General features: G+C 73.6%; 17 protein-coding genes. 13 read left to right on the top strand and 4 right to left on the bottom strand.

Annotation, left to right across the window (positions count from 1 at the left end; genetic code table 11):
• Positions 1 to 63 precede the first annotated feature (63 nt).
• The 9 genes from EV378_RS28545 (at position 64) to EV378_RS28505 (ending at position 9280) form a co-directional block, all read left to right on the top strand.
• Positions 64 to 1053: an acyl-CoA dehydrogenase gene (locus EV378_RS28545; protein ID WP_243653812.1), complete on the top strand. Its 990-nt coding sequence runs from the start codon at positions 64 to 66 to the stop codon at positions 1051 to 1053.
• The gene (locus tag EV378_RS28540; RefSeq protein ID WP_132430472.1) at positions 1050 to 2327 is read left to right on the top strand and encodes a bifunctional PIG-L family deacetylase/class I SAM-dependent methyltransferase; all 1278 of its coding nucleotides are present in this window, start codon (positions 1050 to 1052) and stop codon (positions 2325 to 2327) included. The genes EV378_RS28545 and EV378_RS28540 overlap by 4 nt, the downstream gene beginning before the upstream one ends.
• Positions 2324 to 3037: a glycosyltransferase family 2 protein gene (locus EV378_RS28535; protein ID WP_165922520.1), complete on the top strand. Its 714-nt coding sequence runs from the start codon at positions 2324 to 2326 to the stop codon at positions 3035 to 3037. Before EV378_RS28540 ends, EV378_RS28535 begins: the two co-directional genes overlap by 4 nt.
• Positions 3034 to 4242 (top strand): NAD(P)/FAD-dependent oxidoreductase, encoded by a 1209-nt coding sequence (locus EV378_RS28530; RefSeq protein ID WP_132430470.1) that lies wholly within the window; start codon positions 3034 to 3036, stop codon positions 4240 to 4242. The genes EV378_RS28535 and EV378_RS28530 overlap by 4 nt, the downstream gene beginning before the upstream one ends.
• A gap of 395 nt (positions 4243 to 4637) precedes the next feature.
• On the top strand, positions 4638 to 5393 hold the full coding sequence (locus EV378_RS28525; RefSeq protein ID WP_243653811.1) for a GAF and ANTAR domain-containing protein: 756 nt from the start codon (positions 4638 to 4640) through the stop codon (positions 5391 to 5393).
• Between the two features lie 41 nt (positions 5394 to 5434).
• A complete protein-coding gene (locus EV378_RS28520) occupies positions 5435 to 5734 on the top strand; it encodes a hypothetical protein (protein ID WP_132430468.1) in 300 nt (99 codons plus the stop codon).
• A 63-nt stretch (positions 5735 to 5797) separates the two neighbouring features.
• The gene (locus EV378_RS28515) at positions 5798 to 7558 is read left to right on the top strand and encodes a pyruvate dehydrogenase (protein WP_132430467.1); all 1761 of its coding nucleotides are present in this window, start codon (positions 5798 to 5800) and stop codon (positions 7556 to 7558) included.
• A 360-nt stretch (positions 7559 to 7918) separates the two neighbouring features.
• Positions 7919 to 8266, top strand: a complete 348-nt coding sequence (locus EV378_RS28510; RefSeq protein ID WP_132430466.1) for a hypothetical protein — start codon at positions 7919 to 7921, stop codon at positions 8264 to 8266.
• 87 nt (positions 8267 to 8353) lie between these two features.
• Positions 8354 to 9280, top strand: coding sequence for a hypothetical protein (locus EV378_RS28505; RefSeq protein ID WP_132430465.1), 927 nt, complete (start codon positions 8354 to 8356; stop codon positions 9278 to 9280).
• A gap of 15 nt (positions 9281 to 9295) precedes the next feature.
• Here EV378_RS28505 and EV378_RS28500 read toward each other — a convergent pair whose 3' ends face one another.
• The 3 genes from EV378_RS28500 to EV378_RS28485 form a co-directional block, all read right to left on the bottom strand.
• The gene (locus tag EV378_RS28500) at positions 9296 to 9796 is read right to left on the bottom strand and encodes a GtrA family protein (protein ID WP_243653810.1); all 501 of its coding nucleotides are present in this window, start codon (positions 9794 to 9796) and stop codon (positions 9296 to 9298) included.
• 365 nt (positions 9797 to 10161) lie between these two features.
• On the bottom strand, positions 10162 to 12393 hold the full coding sequence (locus tag EV378_RS37155; RefSeq protein ID WP_207908887.1) for an AMP-binding protein: 2232 nt from the start codon (positions 12391 to 12393) through the stop codon (positions 10162 to 10164).
• A complete protein-coding gene (locus EV378_RS28485; RefSeq protein ID WP_132430463.1) occupies positions 12393 to 13043 on the bottom strand; it encodes a nitroreductase family protein in 651 nt (216 codons plus the stop codon). The genes EV378_RS37155 and EV378_RS28485 overlap by 1 nt, the downstream gene beginning before the upstream one ends.
• 116 nt (positions 13044 to 13159) lie before the next feature.
• Between EV378_RS28485 and EV378_RS28480 the strand changes: the two genes are divergently transcribed.
• The 4 genes from EV378_RS28480 to EV378_RS28465 are packed head-to-tail and all read left to right on the top strand — an operon-like array spanning position 13160 to position 17329.
• The gene (locus EV378_RS28480) at positions 13160 to 15028 is read left to right on the top strand and encodes a flavin-containing monooxygenase (RefSeq protein ID WP_207908886.1); all 1869 of its coding nucleotides are present in this window, start codon (positions 13160 to 13162) and stop codon (positions 15026 to 15028) included.
• Positions 15025 to 15627 carry a TetR/AcrR family transcriptional regulator gene (locus tag EV378_RS28475; RefSeq protein WP_207908885.1) on the top strand — a complete coding sequence of 201 codons (603 nt, stop codon included), beginning with the start codon at positions 15025 to 15027 and terminating at the stop codon, positions 15625 to 15627. The genes EV378_RS28480 and EV378_RS28475 overlap by 4 nt, the downstream gene beginning before the upstream one ends.
• Positions 15628 to 15665: 38 nt before the next feature.
• Complete coding sequence (locus EV378_RS28470) at positions 15666 to 16853, top strand: AI-2E family transporter (protein WP_243653809.1); 1188 nt, start codon at positions 15666 to 15668, stop codon at positions 16851 to 16853.
• Between the two features lie 59 nt (positions 16854 to 16912).
• Positions 16913 to 17329 (top strand): hypothetical protein, encoded by a 417-nt coding sequence (locus tag EV378_RS28465; protein WP_132430461.1) that lies wholly within the window; start codon positions 16913 to 16915, stop codon positions 17327 to 17329.
• On the opposite strand, the gene EV378_RS28460 is transcribed toward EV378_RS28465, so the two are convergent.
• Entirely contained in the window at positions 17326 to 17727 is a 402-nt protein-coding gene (locus EV378_RS28460) for a (R)-mandelonitrile lyase (protein ID WP_132430460.1), read from the bottom strand. The genes EV378_RS28465 and EV378_RS28460 overlap by 4 nt on opposite strands.
• Positions 17728 to 17735 lie beyond the last annotated feature (8 nt).

The raw sequence follows: 17735 nt of genomic DNA, 5'->3' as shown, positions 1-17735 counted from the left end.
CTGCGGTACGGCGTTTGGCGCGCAGGGGCAGGGGTAGTTGGCCCTCCGAAGGAAGGAGGGCACGTGCCGATCACCTCCCTGCTCGACGACGGCCCGCCGTCGCCACCGGACGGCGACCGTGTCGCCGCCGTGGTGCGGTACGCCCGGATCGGCGAGCTCACGCTGCCCGCTCCCGGCGCCGGTGACACGACCGGCCGCTGGCGGGCACTGGCCGGGTGGGGTCGCGGCGACCTGCCGTCGGCGCGGCTGGCCGAGGGACACACCGACGCGCTCGCGATCCTCTGCGAGGCGGGCGCGCGGCCACACCCCGGCGCGGCGTACGGCGTCTGGGCGGCCCGCTCCGGCGGGACCGGCGCGAACCTGCGCGCCGGGCGTCTGGAGGGGACGGTGCGGTTCTGCTCCGGCGCGAACCTGCTCGACCGGGCACTGGTCGTCGCAGCGGGGCCGGACGGGTCGCAGGTGATCGACCTCGACCTCACCGTTCCTGGGGTCCGCCCGGTGCGCGGCACCTGGCGGGCGGCCGGAATGGAGGCCAGCGACAGCACGGACGTCGCGTTCGACGGCGTGCTCGTCGACCCCGCGACCATGATCGGGCCGCCCGGCTTCTACACCGGGCGACCCGGGTTCTGGTGGGGCGGCGCCGGTGTCGCCGCGGTCTGGCTGGGCGGCGCAGCCGGCGTGCTCGACGGCGTCCTGGCCGCCCTCGGCAACGACCCCGACCCGCACACGCTCGCCGCCGTCGGGACGCTGCACACGACCGTCGCGGCCACCGACGCCCTGCTCCTGCGACTGGCCGCCGCGATCGACGCCGATCCGCTGCACGACCACCGCGGCGATGTGTGGACGGCAAGGGCGGCCGCCGAGCGGACTGCCCGCGCGATCGTCGACATCGGGCCGGAGGCGGCCGGCGTCACAGGTCTGAGCAGGCACGACGGGCTCGCCGCGAGGATCGCGGACCTGCAGGTCTTCGTCCGCCAGCACCACGGAGGCCGCGACCTCGCGGCACTCGGCGGCGCTGTCGTCGAGGCGTCACGTGTGCGGGAGCCGGTGTGAGGCCGGACTGGAGGACCGCCCTCGACGAGCGCGTCACCCGCACAATCGATCCCGGGGACGCCGAGCGCACGGTCGTCGTCGCGGCACACCCGGACGACGAGACGCTCGCGGCCGCCGGATACCTGCGGGCCGCCGCCCACGCCGCGGGCGTCCGGGTGGAGATCGTCGTCGCGACCGACGGCGAGGCCGCGCTACCCGAGCACGACGACCTGGACCGCGCGGCGCTGGGACGGCGCAGGCGGACCGAGCTGCACTCGGCACTGGATCGGCTCGGTCTCGGCGACACGCCGGTGCACTGGCTCGGGCTGCCGGACTCCGCACTGGACGCGGACGTGCTCGCGCCCCTGCTCGCTCCGCTGCTGGCGGACGCCGACACGTGCCTGGCTCCGTGGGCACTCGACCCGCACCCGGACCACGCCGCCGCGGGTCGCGCGACGTCCGTGGCCGCACCCGTGTCGGCGCACCGCTGGCAGTACCCGGTCTGGATGTGGACCGGGCGCTCCCCCGACGACCCGGACCTCCCCTGGTCACGGGCTCACCGGCACGATCTCGGTGACGAGGACCGGGCAGCGAAGGCGCGGGCGATCGAAGCGTTCTCGTCGCAGACCGCGCCGCTCGTCGCGGGTGGACGCGCGGTGCTGCCGCCCGACGTGCTCGCGCACTTCGGTACCGGTCGCGAGCTGTTCTTCCGTGACCCCGCAGGAGGTAGCGCGCCCGCCTCGCGTTTCGCCGGGCTGTACCGCGACGGCAACGACCCCTGGGACGTCCGGGACAGCTGGTACGAGCAGCGCAAGCGCGACGTCGTGCTCGCCTGCCTGCCGCAGCGGCACTACCGCCACGCGGCCGAGCCGGGCTGCGGGCTGGGTGAGCTGACCCGCGAGCTGGCCGCGCGCTGCGACCGCGTCAGCGCGTCCGACTACACCGACGACGCCGTACGAGCCACCGCGTCCCTCGCCGGCGGGCTGCCCGGTGTCGAGGTCGATGTGGCCGCACTACCCGGACCGACGGCGCTGCCGGACGGTATCGACCTCGCCGTGCTCTCCGAGGTCGTCTACTACCTCGGAGAGGACGACGTCGGCGCCACGGTCGACCGGCTGGCCGCCACGCTCGTCGTAGGAGGCGACCTGGTCCTCGCGCACTGGCGGGGATGGCCGGTCGAGGCGCCCGCGGACGCGGCGACGGTGCACGCCCGGTTCACCGACGACCCGCGGTTCGACGTGCTGGTCGAGCTCGTCGACGAGGAGTTCCTGATGCACGTCCTGCGCCGCCGGTGAGCGCGCTGATCCGCGCCGTCGGGGTGCTGGTCCCGGCCCGCGACGAGGAGGACGGCCTCGGGCGCTGCCTGGACGCCGTGTTCGTCGCGCTGCGGCACCTGCCGTCGGATGTGACCGCCGCCGTCTGCCTCGTCGTCGACCGGTCCCGGGACGACACGGCCGGGGTCGCACACCGGGCGATCCGCCGGTCCGGCCGCGGCCGGGCCGTCGACGTCCTGGTGAACGGGCAGGAGGTGTCGGTGGGCGCCCTGCGCAACCGGGCCGCGCGACGGCTGCTGGAGCGGCTCGCGCCCGCGCCACTGTCGTCGACGTGGCTGCTCAGCACGGACGCCGACAGCCGGGTCGACGCGGACTGGGCCCTACGGCACCTTGCCCTCGCCGACGCGGGTGCGGACGCGGTGGCCGGCGGGGTGCGCCCGGACGGGCCCGTCACCACGTGGGTCGACGACCCGGAAGGCCTGTACGCGGCGAACCTCGGACTGCGGGCGGGCCCGTTCCTGCAGGTGGAAGGATTCCCCGAGATACGTTTCGGGGAGGACGGCGGGGTGGTGCGCCGGTTCCGGTCGACCGGGCACCAGGTGGTCGTCGAGCCCGGGCTCACCGTCGCCACGAGCGCTCGGCTGGTCGGACGGGCCGACGGTGGTCTGGCCGATCTGCTCTCCTCGCAGGCCCGGATATCGCGGCCGGACGCGGGTACGCCCACTCCATGACCGACGCGAACGAGACCGTCCGGGTGGCCCTTCTGGTCGTCGGCGGTGGTCCCGCCGCGCTGTCCGCCGCGCGCGCCTACGGCGAGAACGGCGGGCAGGGCCCGGTGTGGCTCGTCTCCGACGACGACACGGCGCCCTACCTGCGGCCACCGCTGTCCAAGGAGTACCTGCGGGGCGAGAGCGGCGAGGACGACCTGCCGCTCGAGTCCGACGCGTTCTGGTCCGACGTCACGCTGCGGCTGCGGACGATGGTGACGACGCTGGGTGCCGACGACCGGTCCGCCGTGCTGGACGACGGTACCGAGATCATCTTCGACCACTGTGTACTCGCCACCGGCAACTCACCCGCGCCGCTGCCGGTCCCGGGCGCCGACGACCCGCGGGTGCGCTACCTGCGGTCGCTGGCCAGCGCCCGCGCGCTGCGGGAGGCGGCGGGGGACGCACGGTCGGCCGTCGTGGTCGGCTCGGGGTTCATCGGTTGCGAGGCGGCGGTGTCGCTCGCGCGTCTCGGGCTGACGGTGACCGTGTGCAGCCGGGAGCCGGCGCCGCAGTCGACACGCCTCGGCGACGACGTGGCCGGCCGGCTGGCCCGCTGGCTGCGCGAGGAGAACGTGGTGCTGTTCGGCGAGACCGGCGTGACCGGCATCGAGGACGGGCGGATCGCGCACGTGCCGGGGCACCCGCCGATCGTCGCCGACCTCGTGCTCGTCGCGGCCGGGGTGGAGCCGAACAGCACGCTCGCCGTCGCCACAGGGCTGGACATGGAGCAGGAGCGGGTCGTGGTCGACGAGGGCATGCGGTCCTCAACGCCGACCGTGCTCGCCGCCGGCGACGTGGCGTTCGCGCGCAACGCCGCCGCGGGCAGGCACCTCCCCGTCGAGCACTGGGGCGAGGCGGAGGCGATGGGCGCGATCGCGGGCGCCACCGCCGCGGGCGCGACCGCGAGCTGGGACTCCCCGCCCGGATTCTGGACCGTGATCGGCGACCGGGTGCTGAAGTACGCCGGCTGGGGCGACGGGTGGGACGACGTCGAGCTCGTCGGGCACGACGACGGCGGGTTCACCGCCTGGTACTCGTCGGACGGCACGATCGTCGGTGTCGCCACGCACGAGGCCGACGACGACTACGAGCGTGGCTCGGAGCTCGTCCGTACCGGGGCGAGCGTGTCCGAGGTCCGCCGGGCCGAGCAGGCGTCGCAGGTCTGAGGGCCTCGCCCCGTCCGTGCGGCGACGGTCCGCCGGGGTCACGCGCGACCCACCGATCCCGTCTGCGGGCTGAGGTCGGCCCGGCTCGCTCCTGCGCTGCGGGACCGCCGGCTGCCGTCTGTCGGCGAGCCGGGCGCGGCCGGCTCGCACGGAACCTGCCGCGGGCATGATCGGGCGTGGTCGGGCACCCGGCGGGGGTGGACCGACCGCGAACGGAACCGGCACCGGAACCCGTGACCAGGGGGCACCGGGCCGTGTCACCGCGGGGACCCGGCCACCGCGACGACGGTCGGTTTCCCGCCGGAGCCACGGGGGTATCCCCCGCTGATGGTCTCGGAACGAACGTCCTGGACGGTCCTCGCGATGTCCGACGTCGGTCGTGTCGCATGACGGGTGTGAATCCCGACGCCCTCGTCGTCGCGCTGCGTGACGCCGCGCGCTCCCTGACGGCGGACGAGGGGGCGGCGCGCGAGGTCGACGCCACGCTCGACGAGCTGGTCCATCTCGCCATCGAGACGATCCCGCTCGTCGAGGAGGGCGGTATCTCGCGCACCGGACGCGGGACCGTCACGTCCGGACACGCCACCAGCGAGGGCGTGCGACGGCTCGACGAGCTGCAGGCGGAGCTCGGCGAGGGGCCCTGCGTCACGGCGGCCGACGACGCGCCGGCGGCCGGCATCGTCGTCGCGGACGACCTGGCGGGACCGGACGCCGAACGGTGGCCGCGGTTCGCGCCGGGAGCCGTGCGCGAGGGCTACCGCTCGCTGATGTCGGTCCAGCTGACCCTGCACGGGCCACAGAGGTCCGCGCTGAACCTCTACGCGCACGAGCCGGGCGTCTTCGACGAGTCCGCCCGGCTCACAGCCGGACTGTTCGGGCTGCAGGCCGCGATCCTGCTGTACGGCACGGAGCACGCCGCCAATCTCGGCCACGCCGTCACCACCCGTGACGTCATCGGACAGGCCAAGGGCATCCTGATGGAGCGGTTCACAGTGGACGACCAGACCGCGTTCCGGATGCTGGTGAACAGCTCGCAGGACACCAACCTCAAGCTCGTCGACGTCGCCCGCTGGCTCACCGAGCAGGCGGTCCGCGCCGCGGAGAACGCGACGACGGGCGAACCACGGCTGCCAGCGCCGGAGATGGGATGACCTTCCGGTTACGGCGCGACCACCCGGGTACCCGGGTCGGCATGTCGGAGGATCCAGCGCGCCGTCTGTCCCCACCGGAGCAGCGGGCCGCGGCCGAGGCGTTGCGTGCGGGTCTCGCGCTGAGCGGACTCGACGTCGGCGACCTGTGGAGGGCGTCGATCGCCCTCGACCAGGACGCCGTTCCGCCGGCCGAGCTGCACCGGATCCTGCAGAGCCGCGAGGACGCCGTCCGGCTCACCGCGCACGAGCACGACGTCCTCGCCCAGGCCCTCAACGACCACTTCGTCGAGCGGGGCGACGGCCATCCCGTCCGGTACTCGACCGAGCTGCGGTACTTCTGAGCGGCAGGCGTCGCATCCCTCTACGGTTCGCGGAGATCGGAACGCCGAGCAGGAGGGGACCACATGGCGACGACCGTGGCCGACCAGCTGATCGAGGTGCTGGTCCGGGCCGGTGTCCGGCGGATCTACGGGCTGGTCGGGGACAGCCTGAACCCGATCGTCGACGCGGTGCGGCGCTCGGGCGGCGCTGCCGAGGGCGGGATCGACTGGGTCCACGTGCACAACGAGGAGTCGGGCGCGCTGGCCGCGTCCGCCGAGGCGCAGCTGACCGGCACGCTCGCCGTCTGCGCCGGGAGCTGCGGGCCGGGCAACACGCACCTGATCCAGGGCCTCTACGACGCGCACCGCTCCGGCGCACCGGTGCTCGCCATCGCCTCGCACATCCCGTCGACCCAGATCGGGACCGGCTACTTCCAGGAGACGCACCCCACGGCGCTGTTCGCGGAGTGCTCGTCCTGGGTCGAGCTCGTGTCGTCGCCCGCGCAGATGCCGCGGCTGCAGCGGATCGCGATGCAGACCGCGCTCGCCGACGGCGGCGTGTCCGTCCTGGTGATCCCCGGTGACGTCACGGCGGAGGCGGTGGCGCACCCGACCGGCGCGTCGGATCTCGTCGCGCCGACGTCGGTCGTCGTGCCCGCCCGCGACCGGGTCGAGGCGCTGGCCGGGCACGTGAACCGCGCCCGGTCGGTCACGCTGTTCGTCGGGGCCGGCGCGCGGGACGCACGTACCGAGGTGCTCACCTTGGCGGACAGGGTGAAGGCGCCGGTCGGGCACTCGCTCGGCGGCAAGGAGTGGATCCAGTACGACAACCCGTACGACGTCGGCATGAGCGGCCTGCTCGGGTACGGCGCCTGTTACGAGGCGTGCCACGAGGCCGACCTGCTCGTGCTGCTCGGCACCGACTTCCCGTACGACGGGTTCCTCCCGCAGGCGCACACCGTCCAGATCGACCGCGACGGGCGCCACCTCGGCCGCCGCACGCTGCTCGACCTCGGCGTCGAGGGCGACGTCGGCGAGACGCTGCGGATGCTGCTCCCGCTGCTCGACGAGAAGGCCGACCGCTCGTTCCTGGACCGGATGTTGCGCCACCACGCGGACGCGCTGGAGCACGTCGTCGACGCGTACACCTCGAAGGTCGAGGAGCACACACCGGTGCACCCCGAGTTCGTCGCGGACGTGCTGGACGACGAGCTCGCCGACGACGCCGTCGTCACCGTGGACACCGGAATGTGCAACGTGTGGGCCGCCCGCTACATCTCCCCGACCGGCCGCCGCCGGATCATCGGCTCGTTCCGGCACGGCACGATGGCCAACGCACTGCCGCAGGCGATCGGCGCGGCGACCGCGTTCCCCGGACGACAGGTCGTGTCGATGTCCGGAGACGGCGGGCTGACCATGCTGCTCGGCGAGCTGCTCACCGCCGCCGAGCACGACCTCGACCTCACCGTCGTCGCGTTCAACAACGGCGCGCTCGGCATGATCCGGCTCGAGATGATGGTCGCCGGCTACCCGTCGTTCCAGACCGACCACGGGCCTGCCGACCTCGGCGCGCTGGCCGCAGCGGCGGGACTGCACTCCGCGACCGTCACCGACCCGCGCACGCTGCGCGGCGCCCTGCGCACCGCGCTCGACCACAAGGGACCGTCCTTCGTGGACGTCCGGACGGACCCGAACGCGCTGTCCATCCCGCCGCACATCACGGGCGAGCAGGTGCGCGGGTTCGCTCTGGCCGGGATGCGCACGGTGCTGGCCGGCGGCGTCGGGAAGATGGTCGACCTCGCGCGGTCGAACCTGCGCTCGATCCCCCGCCACCCGCTGCGCTGACGGTCACCCCGGCGCCGGTCCGGTGCGCTCGGCGTCGGGCGGAGCGTGCGTTCGTGTCCGGCGGGGCGGTCGCCGGATCGGGGTCGGCGGGCAGCGCCGCGGCGAGCAGGGGCGCCGACGACGGCGAGGCTCGCCCCCTGCCCGGCCAGGCAGGACGACGCGTGCGCGGCGTCGCCGGAGCGGGCCTGTTCGCCCGCGGTGCGGACGGCAGGGGGCGTCCGGGAACCGACACCGGCACGTCGCGGTCACCTCCGTCGCACGTTCGTGCACGGCCGGTCGCCCTGCGTTCCGGCCCGGACACGACCGGTGGACCTCCGGCACACGGCGTCACCGCCGTCTCGACCCGTCGTTGACCGGCACATGGCGAAGAAGCACCTGGTCCTGCTCGCGAGCGTTGCGGCCGCACTGGCCGTCGGGGCCCCCGCGGCGATGGCCGCCGACGCGGCGCCGGCCGCGCCCGCGATCCCCGGCGTCCCCTCTCTCCCGGCCCTGCCGGAGCTCCCGGTCGGTGCCCCCAACGGCGGCGACTGCAGCGTCGAGCCGGGCTCGGCGACGGCGCAGTCCGACACCCCCGGCGCGGTGCAGGCCCCGGTGCCCGGCCTCAACGACGGCAACGAGGGCAACTGCCAGTCGCAGGGCAACGACCAGGGCAACGACGTCGAGGACGGCCTTCCGGCAGGCGCCGGCCTGCCCGGCATCCCGCAGTAGGAACGGTCTGCGCCGCAGCGGCGGGCCCCGACCGGGGTCCGTCGCCCGGCATTGCTACCCCTACCCCCTAGGGGTACCCTCTGGGTCGTGAATCCGGTCCAGCGGCTGTGCACGTTCGGCGCCGCCGTCGTGCTGCTCGCCGTGGGGGCGTTCGCGGTCGGGTCGGCCGTCGAGCCCCCCGCGACCGCGGAGCCGGACTCCCCGACGGCGAACGCCGCGCCCGCGCCCGCCGTCTCCGACGAGCCGGCGGGCCTCGCGTCCACGCGAGACGGCTACACGTTCGTACCCGCGGCGACGACGCTCCCGTCGGGGACACCCACCGAGCTCGCGTTCCGGATCACCGGGCCGGACGGTGGCACGGTCACCGCCTTCGACGTCGAGCACGAGAAGCGGATGCACCTGATCCTCGTCCGCCGGGACACGTCGGGCTTCCAGCACGTCCACCCGACCCTCGGCGACGACGGGACCTGGCGTGTGCCCGTCACGCTCGCGACCGGCGGCGCCTACCGGGCGTTCGCCGACTTCGCGCCGACCGGCGGCGCACCGGTCACGCTCGGGACCGACCTGTTCGCCCCGGGCCGCTTCACGCCGGCCTCCCCCGCGCCGAGCCGCACCGCCACGCTGCCGGACGGCTACGCGGTCCGTCTCGACGGCGACCTCGTACCCGGCCGCTCGTCACCGGTGACGCTGACCGTGACCCGTGACGGCAGGCCGGTCGACGATCTGCAGCCGTACCTCGGCGCGTACGGCCATCTCGTCGCGCTGCGCGGCGGGGACCTCGCCTACCTGCACGTCCACCCGGACGGCACGCCCGGCGACGGTGTCACCGCGCCGGGGCCGGGGATCCGGTTCCACATCGAGGTCCCGTCGACGGGCACCTACCGGTTGTTCCTGGACCTCCGGCACGACGGGCAGGTCCGGACGGCGGCGTTCACGATCCCGGCCGCCGGATCCACCGCACCGGTCCCGGAGCCGGGCGGTGCCGGCGGGCACGGGCACGACGGCGGGCACTGAGAGCGTCGGACGCGGTCACCGGACGCGGGCGCCATCACCCGTCGTCGCACCCCGGAACACGAACCACCGCAGCGCGCAGAACAGGAACACCGCCTCCGCGCACGCCGCGAGGATGCGCGCGAGCTGCAGCGGCACACCGGCCCAGGCCAGCCCGCTGCCCAGCGCCAGCACGAGGACCGCGTAGTTGACGCCGACCGTGAGCGCGTACCGGGCCGCCTGCGGGCCGACGTGCGCGTGCGACGGGAAGTTCAGCCACCGCTGCAGCACGAAGCCCAGCGACAGCGCCACCGCGTAGCCGATCGTGATCCCGACCGGGACCGGCCAGCCCATGGCGTCGCGCATGATCGTGAGCAGCAGCAGGTCCAGTCCGAACGTCGCCGCGTTGACCACGGCGTAGCCGATCAGCTGGCCGGTCACGTACCGGGCGAGCCGCGCCGGAAGCATCCGGGAGAGCCGCGTGCAGACGCGCCGGAACACGTCCGCGGCCGAGCCCCGCCGCGTCGTCCGTGCCGTCACACCACCCCACCGTAGGGCCGACCCGGCCGACCACGAGGCGAACTCCGCGCGCTGATCCCGCGAACGCACGGTGATCCGGAGAACGCGCGTGCCCTGGCGCGAGCGAAGGCCCGACCGGCGCGCGGACTCCGGACCACCGCGCGGAGAAACCCGTACGGGACGGCGCTCGGCTGAGCCCTATCCGCCCGCGGACCAGCTGCGCCGCACGAGCTCCGCGAGGACGTCACGGTCGACGTCGTCCGGACGCCGTCGGCCCGGCGCGCGTCCGGTGCCGCGTCGAGACAGGCCAGGACGTCGCCGGTCGGCTGTGCGCTCACGCCACCTGGCACGGTCCCGCTTGTCCCGTATCCGCAATGTCGGGCAGCTCACCGCGTCAGTGCCGCGACTCCCTCGCCGTCGAGCTCGCCCGCCGCGACCGGACGTCCGGAGAGCGCGAGCAGCAACGAGAGTGCCGTTCCGCGCACCTCCGGGCCGTCGCCGAGCGACAGGTCGGCGTCCAGCGCGCGGAGCCGGACGCCCGCGACGCGCTCCTTCGCCCCGCCGAACGACTCCGACGTGCGCGCCTGGAGTCGCAGCGCACGCACGACCGCCTCGATCGGGTAGGTCCCGGTGAGCCCGAGTGGCCGCCGGACGTCCTCACCGTGCACGACGGCCTCGACCAACCGTGTGTCCAGCGGCGCCGGCGGCGTCGCGGTCAGGGTCAGCGTGGCGCGCAGGCTGTCGAGCGTCTCGGGCGGCGTGGTCCCGCGCTCGCGCCGGACACCGTCGGCGTTCTGCCTGTCGAAGTCGAAGCGCGCCCGGACCATGCCGACGACGAACCCGAGCCGCGTCGTGCGCGCCGTGTCCACGAGGTGCGCGACGACGTCGTGCACCGTCCACCCCGGACACGGCGACGGCGTCTCCCACGCGCGCTCGTCGATCCCCTGCAGATCGGCGAGCAGCGCGGCCCGCTCCGCGTGCACGACCGGCCAGACGTCGTCCATGGTCCCCTCCGAAGGAAAGCCCGTTCCTGCCGGACCAGACCGGATCGGAGGCGGGAACTGAGCGGTCAGGCCGGAGCGGTCTCCCGCAGGCGACGCTTGAGGATCTTGCCCTGCGGGTCGACCGGCAGCTCGTCGACGAGATGCACGGCCTTGGGCACCTTGTACGAGGCGAGCTCGACCCTGCAGTGCGCGATCAGCTCGTCCGGCGTGAGCGTCCGCCCCGGCCGGACGACGACGAACGCCGTCACCGCCTCCGACCAGTACGGGTCCGGCATGCCGACGATCGCGGCGCGCTCGACGGCGGGGTGGCCGTAGAGGACGCGCTCGACCTCCTGCGACGAGACCGTTCATCCCGCCTGACTTGATCATGTCCTTGAGCCGGTCGTGGAAGAACAGGTTGCCGTCGGCGTCGATGCGGACCATGTCGCCGGTACGCACCCAACCCCCGCGGAACACCTCGGCCGTGCGCTCCGGGTCGTCGAGGTAGCCCAGCATCGCCGACGGCGTGCGGCAGACCAGCTCACCGACCTCGGCGTCGTTGTCCTCGGCGTCGACGACGCGGATCTCCAGGTGCGTGACCGGCTTGCCGATCCACGTCGGGTCGGCGCCGGGCACGTCGTCGAGCGTGCGGAAGAACCCGACCGTGCCCAGCTGGGACAGCTCCGACTGTCCCCAGTACGTCCCCCACATCACGTCCGGGGCGGCCGCCGACCACGCGTCGATCACGTGCGGCGGGATCTGCCCGCCGTAGGTCATGCAGCGACGGACCTGCCCGACGGTGTCCGGTCCGAACGCCCCCTGCGCGGCAAGTCCGATGTAGAACGTCGGGGTCTGGGCGATGACCGTGACCCGCTCCCGTCCGATCACCTGCACGGCCGTCGCCGGGTCGGCGGTCGCGGGCAGCACGAGCGTCGCGCCCATCAGCGTCAGGCTGGTCATCGAGCCGAGGCCGGCGATCGTGTGGAACGGCATCACGAACAGCCACGTGTCCTGCGGCCCGGTCTGCAGGCCCCAGCCCCAGGCCGGCGCCGTGGAGGCGAGGTAGTTGCGGTGCGGGATCAGCACGCCCTTCGGCGCGGCCTCGGTGCCGGAGGTGTAGACGATCAGTGCGACGTCGTTCTCGTCCAGTTCGACGGCGGGTTCCTCGGCCGGCTGGGTGTCCAGCAGCACGTCGAGCTCGGGGCCGTAGCGCAGGAGATCCAGCTCAGGAGCCGCCGCCGTGACCACGCCGGCGAACGCGTCGTCGGCGAGCACCAGCCCGGCGCGGCTGTGTCCGAGCTGGTGGGCGACCTCCGGCTCCCGGTAGAGCGGGTTGACGCCGGTGAACGCCGCCCCGATCTTCAACGCGCCGTAGTAGGCGGCGACGACCTCGACGCCGTTGCCCGCCATCGACGCGATCCGCCCACCGCGCCCGATCCCGCGCGCGAGGAACAGCTGCGCGTAGCGGTTCGCGCGCTCGTCGAGTCGGGCGTAGGTCGTCTCGGAACGGGTGCCGTCGGCGCCGTAGGAGACGAACGCGACCTTGTGCGGCTGGGTCCGGGCGTGCCGGCGGAGCTGGTCGCCGATCGTCGCGCGGCCGAGCAGCGTGCGGTGGTGTGCGGCGAGCTCGGCCATCAGACTCCGGCGCCCTCGAAGTAGGGGGCGCCGTACGTCTCGGACGACACGATGTCCTCGACGGCGGATCGGGTCAGCTTGCGCGGGAAGCCCTTCGCCGGGTAGCCGATCGCCACGTGCGCCGCGGTGAGCACGCCGTCGGGGATCTCGAGGAGCTCGCGGACCTGGGCTTCGTGGTGGCACAGCAGCGTCGTCACGGCGGAGCCGACGCCCTGGTCGCGCAGGGCCAGACAGAAGTTCTGCACCGTCGGGTAGATCGACGCGCCGCCGACGACGGAGACGCGGTCCAGCTCCGTGTCGGTGGGGTGCAGCCCGTCGATCTCGGCGCAGACGACGACGATGGCCGGCACCTCGGCCAGGTGCTCGGCGAAGTGGTCGGCGTCCTGCACCGTCGTCGGCAGCGCGCCGACGTTCACCGTGCCGTCGCCGATCGCGCCCAGGTAGGCCTTCCACATCGGTAGGTAGAGGTCGGTGAGCGCCTGCTTGCGGGCGGCGTCGCGGACGACGATCCAGCGCACCGGCTGACGGTTGCCGCCCTGCGGACCGAACCGCGCGACGTCGAACGCCCGGCGCAGCACCTCGTCCGGCACCGGGTCGGCCGTGAAGTACCGGCAGGTCCCCACGGTCCGCATCGCCTCGGTCAGCTCCATCGCCAACTCCCGCCTATCCGCAGTTAGGTTGTGGCGGCGATGCTGGTGTGACGCGATCGCGGTGTCAAGGATCGTGTCGATCGACAATCTAACGGCGGGTAGGTAACTTCCCGCTCGTGACCGACGACCTCGCCCGCGCGCTGGACCACGCGAACCTGCCCTCCCTGGTGCCGGCGCTCGTCCAGCTCACCGGCGACCGGCGCTGGCTGGACGAGCCCTACCGGCCGACCCGCAGCCGCGGCATGGAGAACAACGACTCCGGCGGCTTCCCCGACGCCGTCGCGGCCGAGATCAGGCAGGCCGTGCTGGACGCCGTCGCCGCCCACGAGGCCGGCGTCCCCGCCGCGATCCCGGCGCCGACCGGCGCGCAGCTGCAGGAGCTGCTCACGCTGGCCAACGGCGAGCCCGCTCCCCCGGAGTACGCCGACATGCTGGCCGAGGACCTCGGGTTCGCGCCGGCCCCGGCACCGGTCGCGCCGACGGGGACCGATGTGGACGCCGTCGTCGTCGGGGCAGGGGTGTCCGGGATGCTGGCCGCGATCCGGTTGCGCGAGGCCGGGATCGACCACGTCGTGCTGGAGAAGAACGACGAGGTCGGCGGCGGCTGGTGGGAGAACACCTACCCGGGCGCCGGCGTCGACACCCCGAGCCACCTGTACTCCTACTCGTTCGCGCCGCGGCACTGGAGCACGCACTTCGGCAGGCGCGACGAGGTCGAGCAGTACCTGCGCGATGTCGCCGACGACCACGACCTGCGCCGGGTGATCCGGTTCGGTACCGAGGTCACGGGCGCGACCTACGACGAGGACGCCGCCACCTGGACCGTGCACACGGGCGCCGGCGGGTCGCTCACCGCGCGCGTGCTGATCACGGCGACCGGCGCGCTGAACCGGCCGAGGGTGCCGGCGATCCCCGGGCTGGACACGTTCGGCGGGCCGGTCTTCCACACCGCCGAGTGGCCTGACGGCCTGGACCTGAGCGGGAAGCGGGTCGCCGTCGTCGGGGCCGGGGCGAGCGCGATGCAGGTCGTGCCCGCCGTCGCCGGTTCCGTGGAGCGGCTGACGGTGTTCCAGCGCTCTCCACAGTGGATCGCGCCGAACGACGTCTACTTCGAACCGATCGACGAGGCGGTACACCTGCTGATGGACCGGGTGCCGTTCTACCGCGAGTGGTATCGCGCGCGCCTGGCCTGGAACTTCAACGACCGCGTGCACTCCAGCCTGCAGGTGGACCCGGGGTGGGAGCACCCGGACCGTTCGGTGAACGCGGTCAACGACGCGCACCGTCGTGTGTTCACCCGCTACCTCTGCTCCGAACTCGACGGACGACCCGACCTCGTCGAGAAGTCGCTGCCGGACTACCCGCCGTTCGGCAAGCGGATGCTGCTGGACAACGGCTGGTTCCGGGCGATCCGGCGGGAGAACGTCGAGGTCGTGACGGAGGCCGTCGTCGAGGTCACGCCGACCGGGCTGCGCGGCGACGGCGGAACCGAGGTCGACGCGGACGTGATCGTGCTGGCCACCGGGTTCCACACGCACCGCTTCCTGTGGCCGATCGACGTCCGTGGCCGCGACGGCGCGAGCCTGTCCGACGTGTGGGGCGACGGCGACGCGCACGCCCACCTCGGGATCACCGTGCCCGGCTTCCCGAACCTGTTCGTCACGTGCGGGCCCGGCACCGCGCTCGGCCACGGCGGCAGCTTCATCACGATCGCCGAGTGCCAGGTCCGCTACATCGTCGACGTCCTGACGACCATGGCGCAGCGCGACCTGCGCGCCGTCGAGGTCCGCGACGACGTCGAACGCGAGTACGTCCGCCGTCACGACGAGGCCCACGCCCGCATGGTGTGGACGCATCCCGGCATGACGAACTGGTACCGCAACGCCGACGGCCGGGTCGTGTCCACGATGCCATGGCGGATCGTCGACTACTGGCGGATGACCCACGAAGCCGACCTGGACGAGTTCGTCGTGGAGAAGCGGTGACCGACTCCCTGCCGGTGAGCCGCCGCAAGCGCACGGCGGAACGGCGCACCGAGATCGTCACCGCCGCCGCGCGGATCTTCGCCGACCAGGGCTACGCCGCCGTCGGCATGCGCGACATCGCGGACACGATCGGCATCCGGGGCGCCAGCCTCTACCACCACTTCCCCTCCAAGGAGGAGATCCTCTACGCGATCTGCCTGACCGTCACGAAGGAGCCGGTCGAGCGGAACCTGCCGCTGCTGGACGGCCCCGGCACCCCGGCCGAGCGCCTGACCGCGCTGATGACGGCCCACGTGCGGCACCTGCTGCACCGGCGCGTCGAGTACATGGTCGGGCTCCACGAGCGCCCCGCGCTGACGCCCGAGCACCGCGCCGAGATCGACCGGTACCTCTACTACTACAACCGCCGCGTCCGGGACCTGCTCGTCGCCGGGATGCGCTCCGGCGAGTTCCGCGAGCTCAACCCGTCGGTGGCCGCGCTCGGTATCCTGGACATGCTCAACGGCGTCAGTAGCTGGATCCGTGGCGACACCGACGAGGACACCGACGAGGTCGTCGTGACGTACACCGCCATGCTGTTCGACGGTCTGCGGGCCTGACCAGGCGTATCGATCACTCGAACGGGTAACCGGATCGAGTGACCGAACCCGCCACGTCCCTCTCCGACGTGGCGCGTGCGCGCTCACGCCGACGCCCGTCCGATCTCGGTCCGGCCCTGCCGACGCCGCTCCGCGTCGCCGCGGCGTGGGGCTGGCGGTTCCTGGTGGTGGTCGCCGTGGTCGCGGTGCTCTCCGTGATCGTCTGGTACCTCGCGTCCATCGTGGTGCCGGTCGCCATCGCGCTGCTGCTGGCCGCGCTCCTCTCCCCCGCCGTCGGGTGGCTGCAACGGCATCGGGTCCCGCGCGGCGTGGCCACGGCAGTCGTGATGCTCGGCGGGCTGGCCGTGCTCGGCGGAGTGCTCACGTTCGTCGTCGCCGCCGTCGTGAACGGGCTTCCCGAGCTCGGTACCCAGGTCTCGGCCGGGCTCGACGCGATCGTCGGCTGGCTCAGCCGCACCGGGCCGCTGCACCTGAGCGAGCAGGAGCTCGTCCAGTACCGGACGGAGCTCATCGACGCCGCCCGGGCCAACCAGGGCGCGATCACCGCCGGGGCGCTGACGACGGCGCTGACGATCGGCGAGGTGCTCACCGAGTCGCTGCTCGTCGTCTTCGCACTGATCTTCTTCCTGCACGGCGGCACGGCCATCTGGCGGTTCCTGCTGGGCGCGGTGCCCGCCGGCATCCGCACCCGTACCGACGTGGCCGGCAGACGCGGGCTCGCCGCGCTCGTCAGCTACGTCCGGGCCACGGCTGCGGTCGCGGTCGTCGACGCCGTCGTGCTGGGGATCGGGCTGGCCGTCCTCGGCGTCCCGCTCGCCGTCCCGCTGGCCGCGCTGGTGTTCCTCGGCGCGTTCGTCCCGATCCTCGGCGCGGTGGTCAGCGGCGCCGCGGCGGTGCTCGTCGCGCTCGTCGTGCAGGGTCCGGTCATCGCGCTCGTCGTCCTCGCGCTGCTGATCGCGATCATGCAGCTGGAGGGGCACGTCCTGCAGCCGCTGCTGCTCGGGCGAGCGGTGAAGCTGCACCCGCTCGCCGTCGTGCTCGCCATCGCGATCGGGCTGGTCGTCGCCGGGATCGCGGGCGCCCTGCTCGCCGTCCCGCTGCTGGCCGTCCTGAACTCCGGCATCCGGTCGCTGCGCAACGACGCCGACTCCGACGCCGACCCCGAACAGATCCACACCAGCGAACCGGAGGACGCCGCCCCCGGGAGTGACCCCTCCGAGGCCTGACGACGCGCTCGATCACACCGTTCCCGGCGCTATCCTGGGACCAGGGACGGGGGGCCGCCATGAACAGCGACGACGTAGGGCAGCATCACCCGGCACCGCGGTCCGGGATCACCCCGGCGGTCGCGGTGCTGCTCTGGGTGTTCCCCGGCTGGCCGATCTCCTGGGTCCTGCTGGCGGCAGCGGGAGTGCCGGTCGGCATCCTGTTCGGGATCGGCATCACGATCGCGATGATCGTGTACGTGAGCCGTGCCGGAAGCGCGCCGCGGCCGGTCGCCTACGTCCCGCCGCAGGCTCTCCCCCGCCATCTCACGGTCCGGCGCGAGGTCGAGAGCCTGGCCGTCGTCGACGCCGCGGGCGGGTGCGGCTGGTGCGGGTCCCGGATCGCGCACGTCAACGACGACGGCCACCTGATCCCGCCGCGCTACTGGCACACGGTCGAGATCGAGGAACGGATCCGGACCAAGCTGCAGGGCTAGCCCGCCGCGTACTCCTCGTCGGTGACGTGCCTGCCCCACGTCACCACCTCGCCGGACTCGTCCTGCTGCTGCATCGCGATGTGCACCATGAACCGGGCCGGCGCGGCGCCGTGCCAGTGGTTCTCCCCCGGCTCGAAGAACACCCGGTCCCCCGGCCGGATCTCCTCGACCGGACCGCCCTCCCGCTGGCAGCGCCCGACTCCCTCGGTCACGAAGATCGTCTGGCCGCGCGGATGGGTGTGCCACGCGGTGCGCGCACCGGGTGTGAAGTGCACGGCCGCGGACGCGAACGTCGACGTGCCGGCCGGGACGGCCACCTGGTCGAGGTACACGTCGCCGGTGAAGTAGTCGGCGGGCGCCTTGCCGGTCTCGTTCTCGCTGCTCCGGGTGATCTGCACGGCCCGGA

This window comes from Pseudonocardia endophytica (genome assembly GCF_004339565.1).
GTDB lineage: Bacteria > Actinomycetota > Actinomycetes > Mycobacteriales > Pseudonocardiaceae > Pseudonocardia > Pseudonocardia endophytica.
The sequence above is the reverse complement of the archived record's forward strand: the minus strand, read 5'-3'. Positions and strand labels throughout refer to the sequence as shown.

Bases quoted from the DNA above. Each gene is read 5' to 3' on its own strand.
- EV378_RS28530 (WP_132430470.1), top strand. From the start codon at position 3,034: ATGACCGACGCGAACGAGACCGTCCGGGTGGCCCTTCTGGTCGTCGGC.
- EV378_RS28520 (WP_132430468.1), top strand. From the start codon at position 5,435: ATGTCGGAGGATCCAGCGCGCCGTCTGTCCCCACCGGAGCAGCGGGCC.
- EV378_RS28515 (WP_132430467.1), top strand. From the start codon at position 5,798: ATGGCGACGACCGTGGCCGACCAGCTGATCGAGGTGCTGGTCCGGGCC.
- EV378_RS28510 (WP_132430466.1), top strand. From the start codon at position 7,919: ATGGCGAAGAAGCACCTGGTCCTGCTCGCGAGCGTTGCGGCCGCACTG.
- EV378_RS37155 (WP_207908887.1), bottom strand. From the start codon at position 12,393: ATGGCCGAGCTCGCCGCACACCACCGCACGCTGCTCGGCCGCGCGACG.
- EV378_RS28485 (WP_132430463.1), bottom strand. From the start codon at position 13,043: ATGGAGCTGACCGAGGCGATGCGGACCGTGGGGACCTGCCGGTACTTC.
- EV378_RS28465 (WP_132430461.1), top strand. From the start codon at position 16,913: ATGAACAGCGACGACGTAGGGCAGCATCACCCGGCACCGCGGTCCGGG.